Below are 16,537 nucleotides of genomic sequence, written 5' to 3'. Positions count from 1 at the left end.
GCTCACGCGGCTTCTTTTTCTTCCGATTGTTCCTCTTTAGGGAACGGGAAACCAAATAGTGCCAAAAGCGCACGCGCTTCGTCGTCTGTTTTTGCGGTCGTCGTTACGATCACGTCCATGCCGCGGACAACATCGATGTTGTCATAGGCGATTTCCGGGAAAATGATCTGCTCTTTCAGACCCATGGCGAAATTGCCACGGCCGTCAAAGCTTTTCGGATTCAGACCACGAAAATCTCGGATACGCGGCATAGCCACGGTCACCAGACGATCGATGAATTCGTACATCCGTTCCCGACGCAGATTGACTTTGCAACCAATTGGCATGCCTTCACGCAACTTGAACGTCGCGATCGAGTTTTTCGCCTTGGTAATCACTGGCTTCTGACCAGCAATCAATTCCATTTCTGCGGCTGCGGTCGCGACTTTTTTCTTGTCCTGACTGCCTTCGCCCACACCCATGTTGATCGTGATCATCGAGATCCGAGGAACTTCCATGTGATTGGAATAGTTGAATTTTTCCTGCATCGCTTTGACGATTTCCTCGTCATATTTGGTGCGCATGCGTGGGATATATTTTTTATCAGCCATCGACTTTCTCCCCGGACTTTACAGCGATACGCTGCATCTTTCCGTCTTCTGTCTTTTCAAATCGGACCCGCGTCGGCTTGCCGTCTTTCGGATCCGCCAGAGCCACTTTGCTGATGTGCATCGCTGCTTCGCGCCGCTCGAGGCCACCCTGAGGGTTTGCCTGGGTCGGCTTGCGGTGACGAACAGCAATGTTGATGCCCGAAACGATGCACTTGCCATCCTTCGGCATCACTTTGCTGACTTCACCCGACTTGCCCTTGTCCTTGCCGGACAGAACAACAACGGTGTCGCCTTTTTTGATCTTTGCGTTGGCCATGATTAGATTACCTCCGGCGCAAGGCTGATGATTTTCATATGCTTTTTCGCACGCAGTTCACGAACCACGGGGCCAAAAATGCGGGTGCCGATTGGCTCCTGGTTGTTGTTGACCAGAACCGCTGCATTGCTGTCAAAGCGAATGACCGAGCCGTCCTTGCGACGGATGTCTTTCTTCGTGCGCACGATCACCGCCCGGTGAACGTCGCCCTTCTTGACCTTGCCGCGTGGAGCAGCTTCCTTGATCGACACAACAATGATGTCGCCAACGCCGGCAAAGCGACGCTTAGAGCCGCCCAGCACCTTGATGCACTGCACGCGTTTGGCTCCGCTATTGTCAGCGACCTCCAGGTTCGATTGCATCTGGATCATGGATCCAATTCCTTCTTCATAAACCCGGCGAACCGGGCGTTTCCTACGTCGTCACCCCGGTACCTACCGGGATATTCTAATTATTCGCCTGCGGCCTTTTCTTCGGCAGCGGGTTCAGCCTGTGGCTTCACTGGCGCCTTGACCTTTTCGTCTTTCGGATCGCTAGCCGTAATCTCGCTGACGGTCGGTGTTGCTACACCGGCTGCTGCGCCGACCCGCTCCAGAACTTTCCAGGTCTTCAACTTGGAAATCGGACGCGTTTCCTCGATACGCACGGTTTCACCCATGCTGATCTCGTTATTTTCATCATGCGCATGATATTTTTTCGAGCGCCGGATAATTTTTCCGTAAAGCGGGTGCTTCACCTTGCGTTCGACATTGACGACAACTGTCTTGTCGCCCTTGTCTGACACAACCGTGCCGGTGAGAATACGTTTTGGCATATCGGTTCCTTACGCCTTAGCTTCTGCGGTCGCCGCGTTTGCACGCTCGGCCTGCAATGTTTTGATCCGGGCGATCGTGCGACGCACTTCGCGGGTCCGGCTTGGCTTTTCGAGCTGGTTGGTCGCAGCCTGAAAACGCAGGTTGAATGCCTCGCGCTTCAGTTCGCCCAGTTCCGCCCCGAGTTCATCGTCGGTTTTGGTCCGCAAATCTTCTGTCTTAATGCTCATCTACCTTAACCTTCCAGATGTGACGTATCGCCGAGGCGGGCCACAACCTTTGTCTTGATCGGGAGCTTCATCGCTGCCCGCTCGAAAGCGACTGCTGCTATCGGTCCGGGAACGCCGTCCAGTTCGAACAAAATCCGACCTGGCTTGACCCGAGCAGCCCAATATTCAACCGAGCCCTTACCTTTACCCTGACGAACTTCGGCAGGCTTCTTGGATACTGGCACGTCGGGAAAAATCCGGATCCACAACCGGCCCTGACGTTTGATGTGACGCGTGATCGCGCGGCGAGCCGCTTCGATCTGACGGGCGGTAATCCGGTCCGGTTCCATGGCTTTCAGGCCATAGCTGCCGAAGTTCAGAGTAGCACCGCCTGGCGCCTTACCTTTAATCCGGCCTTTGAAAGCCTTGCGGAATTTATGTTTCTTGGGTTGCAGCATGATGCTCTACCTATTCCTCAAATATCAACGTTGGTGCTGCGGACGGACGCCGGAAGTCTGTGCTTCCACGTTCAACCGATCCTGAGCCATTGGATCGTGACCCAATATTTCGCCTTTGAAAATCCAGACCTTGATACCGATGATGCCGTAAGCGGTCAGCGCTTCATATTCAGCATAGTCGATATTGGCGCGCAGCGTATGGAGCGGCACGCGGCCTTCGCGATACCATTCAACCCGCGCGATTTCCGCGCCGCCCAAACGGCCACCACAAACAATTTTAATACCTTCGGCACCAAGGCGCAATGCAGACTGCACTGCGCGCTTCATGGCGCGCCGGAATGCAACACGGCGGATCAGCTGATCACCAATGCCCTGAGCCACCAGCTTCGCGTCAACTTCCGGCTTGCGGATTTCGACGATGTTCAGCGAAACGTCGCTCGACGTCATTTCGCTCAGCTTGCGACGCAGCTTTTCGATATCCGCGCCTTTTTTCCCGATGATCACACCAGGACGGGCAGCATAGATAGAAACGCGGCAATTCTTGGCCGGGCGCTCGATGACAACCTTTGAAATCGCTGCCTGAGGCAGTTCTTTAAAGATGAATTTGCGCATCTTGATGTCTTCCATCAAGAGCTCGCCGTAATTGGAACCTTCCGCATACCAGCGACTATCCCAGGTCCGGTTGATCTGCAGGCGAAGCCCGATAGGATTACTCTTTTGACCCATGGTTACGCCTCTTCCTCTTCATGCTCGCGCACGACAATGCGGACGCGGCTAAATGGCTTGATAATCTTGGCTGAACGACCACGAGCACGCGCTTTCCAGCGCTTCATCGTGATTGACTTGCCGACGCTCGCTTCGTGAACGATCAAAGCATCGACATCCAGATTGTGATTATTCTCGGCATTGGCGATAGCCGAAGCCAGAACCTTGCTGACGTCTTTTGCCATCGCCTTCTTCGAGAAGGAAAGGATGTTCAGCGCGTCGCCAGCCTTGTGGCCACGGATCAATTGAGCAACCAAGTTCAGCTTCTGGGCAGAACCACGAATGGAATTGCCGACAGCCAAAGCTTCATTGTCGCCAACGCGGCGGGGTGATGATGCCTTACCCATTATTTCTTGCCTTTTTTGTCAGCGCCATGGCCGTAGTAGTTACGCGTTGGAGCGAACTCGCCAAGCTTGTGACCGACCATGTCTTCATTCACCGAAACCGGGATGAACTTCATGCCGTTGTAAACGCTGAAGGTCAGGCCGACAAAGTCAGGAAGAACAGTAGAACGACGCGACCAGGTCTTGATCGGGGTACGAGCATTGTTTTCCTGCGCAGTCTGCGCTTTTTTCAGCAGGTGGAGGTCAACAAATGGACCTTTTTTGATGGAACGAGCCATGCTTACCTCTTCTTCTTCGCGTGACGCGACCGGATGATCATCTTGTCAGTCGATTTGTTGCTACGGGTACGAGCACCCTTGGTTGGTTTACCCCATGGCGTCACTGGATGACGACCACCGGATGTCCGACCTTCACCACCACCATGCGGGTGATCGACTGGGTTCTTTGCAACACCGCGGGTAAGAGGACGACGTCCCTTCCAGCGGGTGCGGCCTGCCTTGCCGAAATTCTGGTTCGAATTGTCGGGGTTGGAAACCGCGCCAACGGTCGCCATGCAATCGGAGCGCAGGTAACGTTGCTCGCCGCTCTTGAGGCGAACAATGATCATACCGCGATCACGACCGACAATCTGGACATAAGCACCGGCGGAACGAGCGATCTGGCCGCCCTTACCTGGCTTCATTTCGACATTGTGGACGATCGTACCGACGGGCATCTGCGACAATAGCATCGCGTTACCCGGCTTCACGTCGGTCTTGTGACCGGCAATCACGCTGTCGCCAACGTCGAGACGCTGCGGTGCAATGATATAGGCCAGTTCGCCGTCTTCATATTTCAACAGCGCGATAAAGGCAGTGCGGTTGGGATCATATTCGATCCGCTCGACCGTAGCCGCCATGTCCCACTTGCGCCGCTTGAAATCGATCAGACGATAGCGTTGCTTGTGACCGCCGGCGATGCCGCGCGATGTAACATGACCCTTGTTGTTCCGGCCACCCGTCTTGTTCTTGCCTTCGACAAGCTTCTTGACAGGCTTGCCTTTCCACAGGCCGCTCTTGTCGACCAGGATAAGACCACGCCGGGCGGGGCTCGTCGGTTTATAGGATTTTAATGCCATGTGCCCTTAAACTCCCGTGGTGATGTCAATGGTCTGGCCTTCGGCCAAAGTGACAACAGCCTTCTTGATGTCGTTACGAGTGTAGGGACGACCCTTCCACTTCTTGGTCTTGCCCTTTTGCACCAGCGTGTTGACGTTCTTGACTTTGACATCAAACAACGCCTCGATGGCTGCCTTGATCTGCGGCTTGGTTGCCGTGTTCGCAACTTTGAACACCACAGCGTTATGTTCGCTGAGCAAGGTTGATTTTTCGGTGATGTGCGGGCCAACAATCACGTCATAATGACGGATATCGACAGCTTCTTTTTTAGCCATTGAAGCGCGCCTCCAGCTTTTCTACCGCTGCGCGCGTCAGCACCAGGGTTTCATGGTTCAAAATGTCATAAACATTGGCACCGGCAGCTGACATCACGTTGATGCGTGGAATGTTGTTCGATGCTTTCGAGAAAGCGTCATTCACAACATCACCATCCATGATCAGTGCAGATTTGCCGAAACCAAGCTTTGCGATATTGGCCAGAAGCGCCTGTGTTTTGGCTTCCTTCAAATCAATATTTTCAAGCACGATCAGATTTTCGTTTTTGACCTTGTCGCTCAGCGCCATCTTCAGACCCAATGCGCGAACTTTCTTGTTCAGCGAAGGATTGAAATCACGCTTGCGGGCACCGTGGGCTTTACCACCACCGATGAAGATCGGAGCACGACGGTCGCCATGACGAGCTGTACCGCCGCCCTTCTGATTGCCGTACTTCTTGCCGGTCCGGGCAACGTCCGAACGCTCACGGGTCGGACGAGCCGTCCCGCGTGCTTTTTCGCGCTGCCAGTTAACGACACGGTGAAGAATATCTGCACGCGCTTCGATACCGAAAACGTCATCGTTCAATTCGATGTCGCCCTTGGCTTTGGCGTCGAGGGTTATCACTTTCAATTTCATGGCTTAGCCCTCCTTCCCTGCATCATCTGCAGCATCAGATTTCTCTGCTGGAGCCGCAGCTGCTGCCGCTACTTCTGCATCGGTCGGGCTAGCTGGCGCTTCGATCGCTGCATCCGCTTCGATCATGCCTGCAGGCGCGTCTTCCGTTTTCGTTTCATCCGCGTTGCGGCGCATGGCACCCGGGAATGGAACGCCTTCGGGAAGAGCAACTTTCACTGCATCTTTAACCAGAAGCCAGCCACCCTTGGAACCGGGAACGCTGCCGCGCACAAAGATCAAACCGCGAGCGGCGTCTGTACGGACGATTTCCAGATTCTGCTGGGTACGATTTCTCGCGCCCATGTGACCGGCCATTTTCTTGCCCTTGAACACCTTGCCCGGATCCTGGTTTTGACCAGTAGAACCGTGGGCACGGTGAGAGATGGAAACACCATGAGTTGCGCGCATACCGCCGAAACCCCAGCGCTTCATCGCACCGGCGAAGCCTTTACCCTGGGTAACACCCTGGATATCAACCATCTGGCCGGCAATGAAGTGGTCTGCAGTCACGGTAGCACCGATGGGGAGCAAAGCATCTTCGCTATCGACCCGGAATTCGGCAACTCGCGCTTTTGGCTCAACTTCTGCCTTGGCAAAAGCTTCACGCTGCGGCTTATTTACATTTTTCGCTTTACGGGCACCAGCACCAAGCTGAACGGCAAAATAGCCATCACGTTCTTGATTGCGGGCTCCGACAACCTGACATTCTTCCAGGGAAAGAACGGTTACCGGCACGTGCCGACCATCTTCCTGAAACAAGCGGGTCATCCCCATTTTTTTCGCGATCACGCCTGTACGCACGATCAATCTCCTTCACAGAGGCCGAACGAACCATTTCGTCCGGCTTGCCAGCCCAAATTGTCATGCGTCACCCCGTCCGGGCTGTAATTGTTCCGAAACTTTCGGAACGAGACGGAGGACGCTGCCCGGTTAAATCCGGCGGTATCCTGTCGTTCGTCTGGATCCCCGCCAATGGCGGGCATCGCTGATCAAGTGGCTTAGGCCAGCTTGATCTCGACATTCACACCAGCAGCAAGGTCGAGCTTCATCAAAGCATCGACCGTCTGCGGGGTCGGCTGCACGATATCGAGCAACCTTTTGTAGGTCCGCACCTCGAACTGCTCGCGGGACTTTTTGTCCACGTGCGGTCCGCGGTTTACGGTGAATTTTTCAATGTGCGTTGGCAAAGGTATCGGTCCACGAATGAGCGCGCCAGTGCGGCGTGCAGTATCAGCGATATCGCCGGTTGCCTGATCCAGAACCCGATGGTCGAATGCCTTCAAGCGGATGCGAATATTCTGCGTTTCCATGTACCTGTTACCAATGTCAAAGAGCCAAAAATAAACCGCCCCGATTTTCTAACGAAAAAAGCCGGAGCGGCGAAAAATCTGGCTGCCCGAATCACCGATCCGGGCAGCGAGGCGTTTCTATATTACTTTGTTACGTTGCTGACAACCCCTGATCCAACAGTACGGCCACCTTCGCGAATAGCGAAGCGAAGACCTGGATCCATAGCGATTGGAGCAATCAGTTTCACGCCGATGGTGACGTTATCACCTGGCATAACCATCTCGGTGCCCTCAGGAAGGATCACTTCGCCGGTTACGTCGGTCGTGCGGAAGTAGAACTGTGGACGATAGTTGGCGAAGAATGGCGTGTGACGGCCGCCTTCGTCTTTCGACAACACATAAACTTCAGCCGAGAATTCTGTGTGCGGGGTAATCGAACCCGGCTTGCAGAGAACCTGACCACGTTCAACCGATTCACGGTCAACGCCACGGATCAAGGCACCGATGTTGTCGCCAGCCTGACCGGAGTCGAGCAGCTTGCGGAACATTTCAACGCCGGTAACGGTGGTCTTCGTGGTATCTTTGATACCGACGATTTCACATTCGTCACCAACATTGACGATGCCGGTTTCAACACGGCCGGTAACAACCGTACCACGACCGGAGATCGAGAACACGTCTTCGATTGGCATCAGGAATGCCTGGTCGACTGGACGCTCTGGCTGTGGAATGGCTTCGTCGACAGCTTTCATCAGTTCAAGAATCTTGTTCTTGCCGATTTCGTCGTCGCGGCCTTCGAGAGCAGCCAGCGCAGAACCGGATACAACAGGAATGGCGTCGCCGTCGAAGTCATAATAGGAAAGCAGTTCGCGGATTTCCATTTCAACCAGCTCAAGCAGTTCTTCATCATCGACCTGGTCGACCTTGTTCATGAAGACAACGAGTGCAGGAACACCAACCTGACGAGCGAGCAGGATGTGCTCACGGGTCTGTGGCATTGGGCCGTCAGCAGCGTTAACCACGAGAATGGCGCCATCCATCTGAGCAGCACCGGTAATCATGTTCTTCACATAGTCGGCATGTCCTGGGCAATCGACGTGCGCATAGTGACGGGCTTCGGTTTCATATTCAACGTGGGCCGTCGAAATGGTGATGCCGCGCTCACGCTCTTCAGGCGCTTTGTCGATATTTGCGAAGTCAACGGCGGTACCGCCACTGGATTCAGCAAGCACTTTGGTGATCGCCGCGGTCAACGTCGTTTTGCCATGGTCAACATGACCGATGGTTCCGATGTTGCAGTGCGGCTTGTTCCGCTCAAACTTCTCTTTAGCCATTTTATATTACCTCTGATTTTCTATCGTCTTGATAGTCTGCGCCGCGCTTTGGCGAGACTCTCTAATTCTGTCAACACCCTTTTGCCGGTCTGGCGGTTTTCCCGTCAGGCCAACGCAAAAGGAAAGCGCGTTACCTCGAAAAGGAGTGGCGGTTAAGCCATTTTCTCCTTGATCTCTTCGGCCACGTTGCTCGGCACTTCCTCATAGTGAGAAAATTGCATCGAATATTGTGCACGTCCCTGACTGAAGGAACGCAACTCATTCACATAACCGAACATGTTGGCCAGCGGCACCATGGCGTCCACAGCCTGGGCGATACCGCGTGTGTCTGTACCCTGGATTTGACCACGGCGAGAGTTGAGATCGCCGATCACATCACCAAGATAGTCTTCCGGAGTGATCACTTCAACTTTCATGATCGGTTCAAGCAACTTGATGCCGGACTTCTGGGCCGCTTCGCGCATTGCTGCGCGACCGGCGATTTCAAATGCCAGCGCCGAACTATCAACGTCATGATAGGCGCCGTCATATACGCGAATGTCGAAATCGATAATCGGGAAGCCGATCAGCGAACCGGTTTCAGCCGTCTCGCGCATACCTTTTTCAACCGACGGGATATATTCCTTCGGAATGTTACCGCCCTTGACTTCGTCGCTGAAGGTGATGCCAGCGCCGCGCTCGCCCGGAGTGACTTCGAACTTGATACGCGCGAACTGACCGGAACCGCCGGACTGTTTCTTATGCGTGTAGTCGAGGTCGACCGCCTTGCCGAGCGATTCACGATAGGCCACCTGAGGCGCACCGACATTGGCTTCGACCTTGAATTCGCGACGCATGCGGTCAACGAGAATGTCGAGGTGAAGCTCGCCCATGCCCTTGATGATCGTCTGACCCGATTCGTGGTCAGTCGTCACCCGGAAGGATGGATCTTCGGCAGCCAGACGGTTCAGGGCAACACCCATCTTCTCCTGGTCGGCCTTGGTCTTTGGTTCAACGCTGAGCTCGATAACCGGCTCAGGGAATTCCATGCGCTCGAGAATGATCGGCTTCTCGGAATTGCAGAGCGTATCGCCGGTCGTGGTGGTTTTCATACCCGCCAGAGCAACGATGTCGCCTGCGAATGCCTCTTCAATGTCCTTGCGGTCATTGGAGTGCATTTCGAGAATACGGCCGACTTTTTCCTTCTTGTCCTTGACCGAGTTCAGCACGGTGCCCTTTTCCAGCTTGCCGGAATAGATGCGGCAGAAGGTCAGGGTTCCCACGAACGGATCGTTCATGACCTTGAAGGCAAGCGCCGAAAATGGCGCGTCATCGGATGATTCACGGCTGTCTTCGGTTTCGCCGTCCAGCTTCACGCCCTTAATGGCAGGAACGTCGAGCGGGCTTGGCATATAGTCGACAATCGCGTCGAGCAAAGGCTGGACACCCTTGTTCTTGAACGCCGAGCCGCACAGCACGGGAACGAAGCTCTGGTTCAGCGTACCCTTGCGGATCAGCGACTTCAGGGTCGCCGCATCCGGCAGATTGCCTTCCAGATACTGCTCCATGATGTCATCGTCCTGCTCGACGGCAAGCTCGATCAGCTTCTCGCGATATTCGGCCGCTTCGTCGGCCATGTCCGCAGGAATTTCGCCATAAGTATATTCAGCGCCGAGATCTTCGTTCTTCCAGGTGATCGAACGTTCGTTCACCAGATCGACGAGACCGACCAGATCGGCTTCGATGCCGATCGGAAGATACAGGACAGCAGGCGTCGCGCCGAGACGCTCGATGATCGACTCGACGCAGAATTTGAAGTTGGCGCCGGTGCGGTCGAGCTTGTTGATGAAGCACATCCGCGGCACTTTATATTTGTCAGCCTGGCGCCACACGGTTTCGGACTGCGGCTCAACGCCGGCAACGCCGTCGAAACAGGCTACCGCGCCATCGAGCACACGCAGCGAACGCTCGACTTCAATCGTGAAGTCAACATGGCCCGGCGTATCGATGATGTTGATCCGGTGCTCGGGACCCTTGCGGTCTTCGGCATTCCAGAAACAGGTGGTCGCAGCAGAGGTAATGGTAATACCACGCTCCTGCTCTTGCTCCATCCAGTCCATCGTCGCCGCGCCATCATGCACTTCGCCGATCTTGTAGGACTTGCCCGTATAGAAAAGAATACGTTCGGTGGTGGTTGTTTTACCAGCGTCAATATGGGCCATGATGCCGATATTGCGATATCGTTCGAGCGGATGGCTGCGTGCCATAGTCTGTACTCCAGTATGTGGGGAACCAAATTCTGGCTGCCCTATAGTGAAATGGGCTGAACAATGCCAGCCCTGTGATGGTGTATTTTAACGGCAAAAAGTCCGTTCGCACTGAGCCTGTTGAAGCGCCTCGATCGAGAATATGCTTCCCTGGCGAGAAGCGCCCTACGACAGGCCCAGGACGAACGGTCTAAACTTATACTACCAGCGGTAGTGAGCGAACGCGCGGTTGGCTTCCGCCATCTTGTGCGCTTCTTCCCGCTTCTTCACTGCGTTGCCACGGTTGTTCGACGCATCGAGGATTTCACCCGACAGGCGCGCAGCCATTGTGGTTTCGCTGCGACCGCGAGCGGCAGAGATCATCCAGCGGATTGCCAGAGCCTGCGCACGTTCGGGACGCACTTCGACGGGAACCTGATAGGTCGCACCACCAACACGGCGGCTGCGAACTTCGATGCCCGGCTTGATATTGTTCAGAGCATCATGAAACAGTTGCAAGGGATCTTTCTTCGCCTTGGCTTCAACGCTGTCAAAGGCACCATATACGATGCGCTCTGCGGTGGATTTCTTACCATCCATCATCAGGTTGTTCATGAATTTCGAAAGGATGAGATCCTTGAATTTAGGATCGGGTAAAATGACCCGTTTTTCGGGACGACGACGACGTGACATATCTTATAACTCCGAAACTGAATTATTTAGGACGCTTGGCGCCATATTTCGAGCGGCTCTGCTTGCGGTCCTTGACACCCTGGGTATCGAGAACGCCGCGCAGTACGTGGTAACGCACACCGGGAAGATCGCGAACACGGCCGCCGCGGATCAGGACAACACTATGTTCCTGAAGGTTATGACCTTCACCGGGAATATAGCTGATGACCTCGCGCTGGTTGGTCAGGCGAACCTTGGCAACCTTACGCAGAGCGGAGTTTGGTTTCTTTGGAGTCGTTGTGTAGACACGGGTACAAACGCCACGTTTCTGTGGGTTGGCTTCCATGGCCGGCACTTTGGACTTCGTCTTCTGGGCCACCCGTCCCTTACGGACGAGCTGGTTAATCGTTGGCATAAAGTCTTCACCTTATAGTAGAAATGGTCCTGCATGAAGCAGGGGTTACTCTCACCGTCCATTGTGACGGCAAGTGTTTTGCCTATGTAAGTTTTCTGCGGCATCGAGCGAACCCGATGGAGCGGAAGCGCGCCCCTTAGACGGGATTCGCCGGTTCGTCAACATGGAGACGAAAAGCTAGGTCACATTTGCGTCATCCCGATTTTACCGAACCGTCACATAAAATGCCTCATCCGGTCACACCTTTGCTGCACTGCACCATTGAATTTGATTTCCACCACATCAGTAAGGTTGATTCTCCGATGAAATATATTTCCCCGACGCCCCGATCCGTGATCGCCACCCTGCTCTGCTGCTCGGCAACCTTCAATCCGCTATATGCCCAGAGCGCCACCGACGATATCGCCGAAAATGCCGATAGCGATGTGATCATCGTGACCGCCCAGAAGATCGAGCAGAAGTCCACCGATGTGCCGATCACCATCTCCGCGAACACCGGCGAGCGGCTCAAGCAGCTCGGCGTGTCCGATCTCGACGAGCTGTCCAACTATGTGCCCGGCCTCAATATCCAGGAGCAGAGCGCGAACAATCCCGGTATCGTGATTCGCGGTATCACCTCGGACAGTGGCTCGGCGCAGCAGGCGGCGCGCGTGACGCTCTATTATAATGGCGTCGATATCTCGCGTTCGCGGGGTTCCTATCAGGACCTCTACGATATCGACCGGGTCGAGGTGATCAAGGGTCCGCAGGCAACCCTGCTCGGGACCGCCTCTGCCGTCGGCGCGATCAGCATCATCTCCGCCCGGCCGGAACCCGGTCTTTCCGGGGAAATTTCTGGAAGCTATGGCAATTTTGATGCCTATACTCTGGGCGGCCATCTCAACGCCGGCAATGACACATTCGCGGTGCGGGTCGCCGGGGCCTATAAGAAACGCGACGGCTATGTCACCAATCTCGCGCCCAACCAGGAGGATCTATACGCGCAGGACCAGTTTGGCGCCCGCGCATCCTTCCGCTTCACGCCGAGTAGCGACTTCACCGCCGACCTGATCCTGACCTATGACCGGCAGCGCAATTCGGGGACGCCGTTCATTTCCGGCACGCTGCCAACCAGCGCTGGACCGGCAGATCCCTTCGGCGCAGCCGACTTGCGCGGATCGCCTGTCTCCGCCGCAGTGCTCGGCGATACCGAGCTTGGCCTGACCCGCGACGTCTATGACGCCAATCTGACGATGAGCTGGGACTTTGCCGACGACTGGAACATCACGATGGTCAACGGCTTTCGCAAGTTCAATTCCAACGAAGTGTTCGACGCCGACGGCTCGGCCGCCTATTTTCTCGAATTTGCCGAGGACGCAAACGGCGAACAGGGCAGTCACGAAACCCGCTTTGCCTACACAAGCGACACATTCCGTGGCAGCTTCGGCTGGAATCTGTTCCGCGAAGACAGCAATCAGCGAGTGCCTTTCTCGACCGATGAAGTGACCTATTTTCAATGTCTCGCCGGTATCGTCGTCCCGGGCGTGCCCTGTGTCGATGCCAATGGCGTGCCCGCCGGAGATGCGATCACTGCGCTGACCAACGGCGCGGTCGGAGCAGTGCCTTATCAGGCTGTGTTCGAAAATCTCGGCAAGAATGACAGCTATTCGGTATTCGCCGATGGCACCTGGATACCGACCCCCAGCCTCGAGATGACCGCCGGCGTCCGCGTGCTGATCGAAAAGCGCCGCTCCGGCTATCGCGCGACCGCTCCGGGTTCGTTCTTCACCGGCTCGCCGCCCTTCCCGCTCACCGACACCGCTGGCCAGACCTTCCGCACCGAAGACAGTTTCTCCGCGATCTTGCCGCGCTTCAACATCCTCTACCGCTTCTCCGATGATATCAACGGTTTCGCCACGGTCTCCAAAGGCCGGCGCTCGGCGACGGTAAACGCTGGCGCGATCGCTACCGCTACCGGGCCGGTCGGCAATTTCACCGACATCGCACCGGAAATCGTGTGGAACTATGAAGTCGGTCTGAAAGGCGCGGTCGGACCGGTATCCGGTTCTCTTGGCGTCTATTACCAAACCTATGAGAATTTCCAGGTTAGTGTGAACGACCCGACCAGGCCCGGTACCACAATCACCCGCAGCGCTGGCAGTGCAACCAATTTCGGGGTTGAGGCCGAGGTCAACGTGCGCGCGGCTGACTGGCTAAGCCTGTTCGCCAATATCGGCTATATCGACGGAGGCATCGACAATGATCCCGGCAATGGCAACCTAGCTGGCGCACGTTTCCGTCTCCAGCCGGAAGTCCAGGCGGCGGCAGGCCTGACGCTCGACTACCCTATCGGCAACGAAACCCGCCTGTTTGCCACGCCCAGCGTCACCTATCGCAGCCGGGTCTTTTTCGAAGCGCCGAATTCGAACCTGATCAGCCAGCCTGCTGTGACGCTCGTAAATCTGCGCGCGGGCATCTCTTTCGCCGACGAACAGTTCGAGATCGCTGGATTTGCGCGCAACCTCACCAACAAGGATTATCTGCTCGATGCAGGCAACACTGGTGGTGGTTTTGGCATTCCGACCTTCATCCCGGCCGAACCGCGCTTTTACGGCATCCAGGCCAGCGCGAAATTCTAGGCTGTTTGTTAAAAATCAGCGCCAGCCCATCGCTTCAATAGCCCCAAGGGCAGAAGAGACGGGCTGGCGCGGTTCCAGCGCTATTGCGAGATCGACTTCTCGATGTCTTCTACCGGCGAATTGATCAGCGTCTTCGCCTGCTCGAGCACGATCTTGTCGCTCACTTCCTGGTGCAGCAGCGGCCGGATCTCGCCCATGGTCGTCGGGTCGGCGACCAGGATCAGCCGTTCATAGGCGCCCTGGTGGGAATGGGCGTATAGGCGCTCGGCGATCTGCTTGGAGAAGGTCGCCTCCATGCTGTCCTTCGCCGAGCGCTCCGGCGGCGATTTGCCGGACGGGCCTTCATCGGCCAGGTTGCCGGGCGCCCAGTCGCCATCATGCTCGAGCGAGCCGCTCCTGACATAGAAGGTCTTTGCTTGCTCGCCGGTGGCGATAACGACAAATGTTTCTTCCGGAAAGTTGAGTGTGCCCATGATAATGTCCTTTTTTCTGGTTCGGACATTCAACGCGCCAGCGCCCCAAAGGTTGCCTCCGTCACCGCGCGGAGAGATAAATATTCATTTAAATCAGATAGTTAAGTCCACGCCGGTAACCAGACATTCACGCTATCGTGACAGCATATTGTTAACCCTATTTTTACAAGCGCAGCCTAGGCTTGGCCGGCAATATATCGCCAGCTATTACAGGAATATGCACAACCATGGATTCAGCGCCGCTACCCAAGGAGACCTGGCGGGCGTCCTGGCGCACTCCCTGGCGATCCCCCGAAATCCCGGATGACATCCGCTCCTCGGTAGAGGATATGCAGCTGCAACGGGCGCTGACCCATGTGCCGATGATCTATCTGGTCGGCATTTTCAATCTGGTGGCGGCGATGGTCCTGTCGGCGCACGAAGGCGTCGAACCGCAATATTATGCCTGGATGGGGGTGCTGGCGATTGGCTCCGCGGTCCGGATGATATCGTGGATGCGCGCTCCCCGACACCGGTCTTACGGAACCAGCGCGCAAAAAACCCTGCACAATCTTACCGTCATATCGGTCGGCGGCATTACCTTTCTGAGCGTCTGGTCGGTTTACGCAATCTCGACCGATATATTCGAAAACCAGATGTTCATTCCGACATCGCTGGTATTCGGGTCCACCTGTATCGCGCATTGCCTCGCCTGCATCAAGAAGGCGGCGATCACCGTGCTGGTTGTCGGCGTCATCCCAACCGCCATGGCGATGATCCTGGTCGGCGGATTCGACGAGATGATCATGGGCTGGAGCATGATCACGATCGCGCTGCTCATGGTCCGGTTCATCATCGACAGCTACAACCAGATCATCTCCTCGCTGATCATGCGCAACATGATCTGGAAACAGGCCCATAGCGATCCGCTGACCGGTCTTGCCAATCGCCGGGCGATGATGAACCATCTCCGCGTCGCCGAGCAGGCCTTTGCCAATCACAGCACCGGCTTTGCCGTCGCCCTGATCGACCTCGACCGCTTCAAGCAGGTGAACGACAATCTCGGCCATGATATCGGTGACCAGCTGCTGGTCGAAGTCGCCGGGCGACTGAAGCACAGCAGCGCCGCGGGCGAGATCGTCGGGCGTCTTGGCGGGGATGAGTTTCTGATCCTGATCCCGGACATATCCAGCCGTGAACAGGCGTCCGCAAAAGCGACGGCCTATCTTTCCGGCTTTGCCCGACCAGCCCATATTAGCGGGCATGTTCTCACCGCGTCGGCCAGCATCGGTACGGCGGTTCATGCGCTCGACGGCCACGGCACCGAGCAATTGCTCAAGGCCGCCGACGGCGCGCTCTACAGAATGAAGCGCACGAGCAGGAGCGACCGTCGGTCCGCAAACCGGCCGTCGCGCAACATCGGTTGATTGCGGGACAATATCGCGACCGCTGCCACGCCCTTGCCTTTCCCGATACCATAGCCGCACAAATCGCGTGACGCCCGCCGGCGGCAAGAATCGGTCGGAGCGGCAGTCATCCCCGCCGCATCTTCCCCCTCGGCAGCCAAAGCAGCAACAGGGCGATCACCGCCGGACCGGCCTGGACCAGCGCGATGTCGGACGACACCCGCGCGGCACCAAAAATGCCGGCAGTGGCAACGAACAATAGGAATCCGGTCGCAACCTTGCGCTGCCATTCGCTGTCGCGGATGAACAGGGACCAGATCAGACCGGCCGCAAGGCAAAGATTGTAGACACCCTGATTGGCGGCCATCGCGCTGGTCGGTTCGAACAGGCTGGCCGGAAGATCGGGGAAGGTGGACGGTCCCTGCCCTTGCCAGGCGAATATCCCGAACCAGGCGATATAGAGATGCAGGATCGCGACAATCGCAACGATGATCTTCGCTAGTTTCGGCATGATGCGACTCCCCCGATGACTTGGCCACTCA

The 16,537-nt window shown here is 56.0% G+C and carries 21 protein-coding genes and 1 pseudogene; 2 read left to right on the top strand and 20 right to left on the bottom strand.

The window, feature by feature from the left end:
- Positions 1-2: 2 nt before the first annotated feature.
- The 18 genes and pseudogenes from rplE to rpsL all read right to left on the bottom strand — a co-directional run bounded on the left by rplE (position 3) and on the right by rpsL (position 11,519).
- Positions 3-590 (bottom strand): 50S ribosomal protein L5, encoded by a 588-nt coding sequence (gene rplE / locus HUO14_RS12400; protein WP_067198341.1) that lies wholly within the window; start codon positions 588-590, stop codon positions 3-5.
- Positions 583-906, bottom strand: coding sequence for a 50S ribosomal protein L24 (gene rplX / locus HUO14_RS12395; protein WP_176280103.1), 324 nt, complete (start codon positions 904-906; stop codon positions 583-585). Before rplX ends, rplE begins: the two co-directional genes overlap by 8 nt.
- Before the next feature lie 2 nt (positions 907-908).
- Positions 909-1,277, bottom strand: a complete 369-nt coding sequence (rplN, locus tag HUO14_RS12390) for a 50S ribosomal protein L14 (protein WP_067198338.1) — start codon at positions 1,275-1,277, stop codon at positions 909-911.
- Between the two features lie 191 nt (positions 1,278-1,468).
- A pseudogene (gene rpsQ, locus HUO14_RS16180) lies at positions 1,469-1,720 on the bottom strand (30S ribosomal protein S17); the annotation flags it as partial.
- Between the two features lie 9 nt (positions 1,721-1,729).
- On the bottom strand, positions 1,730-1,948 hold the full coding sequence (gene rpmC / locus HUO14_RS12380) for a 50S ribosomal protein L29 (protein ID WP_217908003.1): 219 nt from the start codon (positions 1,946-1,948) through the stop codon (positions 1,730-1,732).
- A gap of 5 nt (positions 1,949-1,953) precedes the next feature.
- A complete protein-coding gene (rplP, locus tag HUO14_RS12375; RefSeq protein ID WP_176280101.1) occupies positions 1,954-2,385 on the bottom strand; it encodes a 50S ribosomal protein L16 in 432 nt (143 codons plus the stop codon).
- 24 nt (positions 2,386-2,409) lie between these two features.
- A complete protein-coding gene (rpsC, locus tag HUO14_RS12370) occupies positions 2,410-3,111 on the bottom strand; it encodes a 30S ribosomal protein S3 (protein ID WP_176280100.1) in 702 nt (233 codons plus the stop codon).
- 2 nt (positions 3,112-3,113) lie between these two features.
- Positions 3,114-3,497, bottom strand: coding sequence for a 50S ribosomal protein L22 (rplV, locus tag HUO14_RS12365; protein WP_176280099.1), 384 nt, complete (start codon positions 3,495-3,497; stop codon positions 3,114-3,116).
- Positions 3,497-3,772, bottom strand: coding sequence for a 30S ribosomal protein S19 (gene rpsS, locus HUO14_RS12360; protein ID WP_176280098.1), 276 nt, complete (start codon positions 3,770-3,772; stop codon positions 3,497-3,499). The genes rplV and rpsS overlap by 1 nt, the downstream gene beginning before the upstream one ends.
- 2 nt (positions 3,773-3,774) lie before the next feature.
- Positions 3,775-4,611, bottom strand: a complete 837-nt coding sequence (gene rplB, locus HUO14_RS12355) for a 50S ribosomal protein L2 (protein WP_176280097.1) — start codon at positions 4,609-4,611, stop codon at positions 3,775-3,777.
- Between the two features lie 6 nt (positions 4,612-4,617).
- On the bottom strand, positions 4,618-4,926 hold the full coding sequence (locus HUO14_RS12350; protein WP_067198324.1) for a 50S ribosomal protein L23: 309 nt from the start codon (positions 4,924-4,926) through the stop codon (positions 4,618-4,620).
- Positions 4,919-5,545: a 50S ribosomal protein L4 gene (gene rplD, locus HUO14_RS12345; RefSeq protein ID WP_176280096.1), complete on the bottom strand. Its 627-nt coding sequence runs from the start codon at positions 5,543-5,545 to the stop codon at positions 4,919-4,921. Before rplD ends, HUO14_RS12350 begins: the two co-directional genes overlap by 8 nt.
- A gap of 3 nt (positions 5,546-5,548) precedes the next feature.
- The gene (gene rplC, locus HUO14_RS12340; RefSeq protein ID WP_176280095.1) at positions 5,549-6,385 is read right to left on the bottom strand and encodes a 50S ribosomal protein L3; all 837 of its coding nucleotides are present in this window, start codon (positions 6,383-6,385) and stop codon (positions 5,549-5,551) included.
- Between the two features lie 197 nt (positions 6,386-6,582).
- The gene (gene rpsJ / locus HUO14_RS12335; RefSeq protein WP_066744965.1) at positions 6,583-6,894 is read right to left on the bottom strand and encodes a 30S ribosomal protein S10; all 312 of its coding nucleotides are present in this window, start codon (positions 6,892-6,894) and stop codon (positions 6,583-6,585) included.
- Between the two features lie 122 nt (positions 6,895-7,016).
- Positions 7,017-8,207 carry an elongation factor Tu gene (gene tuf / locus HUO14_RS12330; protein WP_176280094.1) on the bottom strand — a complete coding sequence of 397 codons (1,191 nt, stop codon included), beginning with the start codon at positions 8,205-8,207 and terminating at the stop codon, positions 7,017-7,019.
- Positions 8,208-8,359: 152 nt separating this feature from the next.
- On the bottom strand, positions 8,360-10,453 hold the full coding sequence (gene fusA / locus HUO14_RS12325) for an elongation factor G (protein ID WP_176280093.1): 2,094 nt from the start codon (positions 10,451-10,453) through the stop codon (positions 8,360-8,362).
- Positions 10,454-10,654: 201 nt separating this feature from the next.
- Positions 10,655-11,125 (bottom strand): 30S ribosomal protein S7, encoded by a 471-nt coding sequence (rpsG, locus tag HUO14_RS12320; RefSeq protein WP_176280092.1) that lies wholly within the window; start codon positions 11,123-11,125, stop codon positions 10,655-10,657.
- A 22-nt stretch (positions 11,126-11,147) separates the two neighbouring features.
- Positions 11,148-11,519, bottom strand: coding sequence for a 30S ribosomal protein S12 (gene rpsL, locus HUO14_RS12315; RefSeq protein ID WP_176280091.1), 372 nt, complete (start codon positions 11,517-11,519; stop codon positions 11,148-11,150).
- Positions 11,520-11,821: 302 nt separating this feature from the next.
- On the opposite strand from rpsL, the gene HUO14_RS12310 reads away from it, so the two are divergent.
- The gene (locus HUO14_RS12310; protein WP_176280090.1) at positions 11,822-14,137 is read left to right on the top strand and encodes a TonB-dependent receptor; all 2,316 of its coding nucleotides are present in this window, start codon (positions 11,822-11,824) and stop codon (positions 14,135-14,137) included.
- Between the two features lie 80 nt (positions 14,138-14,217).
- Here HUO14_RS12310 and HUO14_RS12305 read toward each other — a convergent pair whose 3' ends face one another.
- On the bottom strand, positions 14,218-14,610 hold the full coding sequence (locus HUO14_RS12305) for a host attachment family protein (RefSeq protein WP_176280089.1): 393 nt from the start codon (positions 14,608-14,610) through the stop codon (positions 14,218-14,220).
- Positions 14,611-14,837: 227 nt separating this feature from the next.
- Between HUO14_RS12305 and HUO14_RS12300 the strand changes: the two genes are divergently transcribed.
- Positions 14,838-16,016: a GGDEF domain-containing protein gene (locus tag HUO14_RS12300; protein ID WP_176280088.1), complete on the top strand. Its 1,179-nt coding sequence runs from the start codon at positions 14,838-14,840 to the stop codon at positions 16,014-16,016.
- Between the two features lie 106 nt (positions 16,017-16,122).
- Here the strand turns inward: HUO14_RS12300 and HUO14_RS12295 are convergent, their stop codons facing one another.
- Positions 16,123-16,506: a DUF1304 domain-containing protein gene (locus HUO14_RS12295; protein WP_176280087.1), complete on the bottom strand. Its 384-nt coding sequence runs from the start codon at positions 16,504-16,506 to the stop codon at positions 16,123-16,125.
- Positions 16,507-16,537 lie beyond the last annotated feature (31 nt).

Source organism: Parasphingorhabdus flavimaris, from assembly GCF_013371215.1.
GTDB lineage: Bacteria > Pseudomonadota > Alphaproteobacteria > Sphingomonadales > Sphingomonadaceae > Parasphingorhabdus > Parasphingorhabdus flavimaris.
The sequence above is the reverse complement of the archived record's forward strand: the minus strand, read 5'-3'. Positions and strand labels throughout refer to the sequence as shown.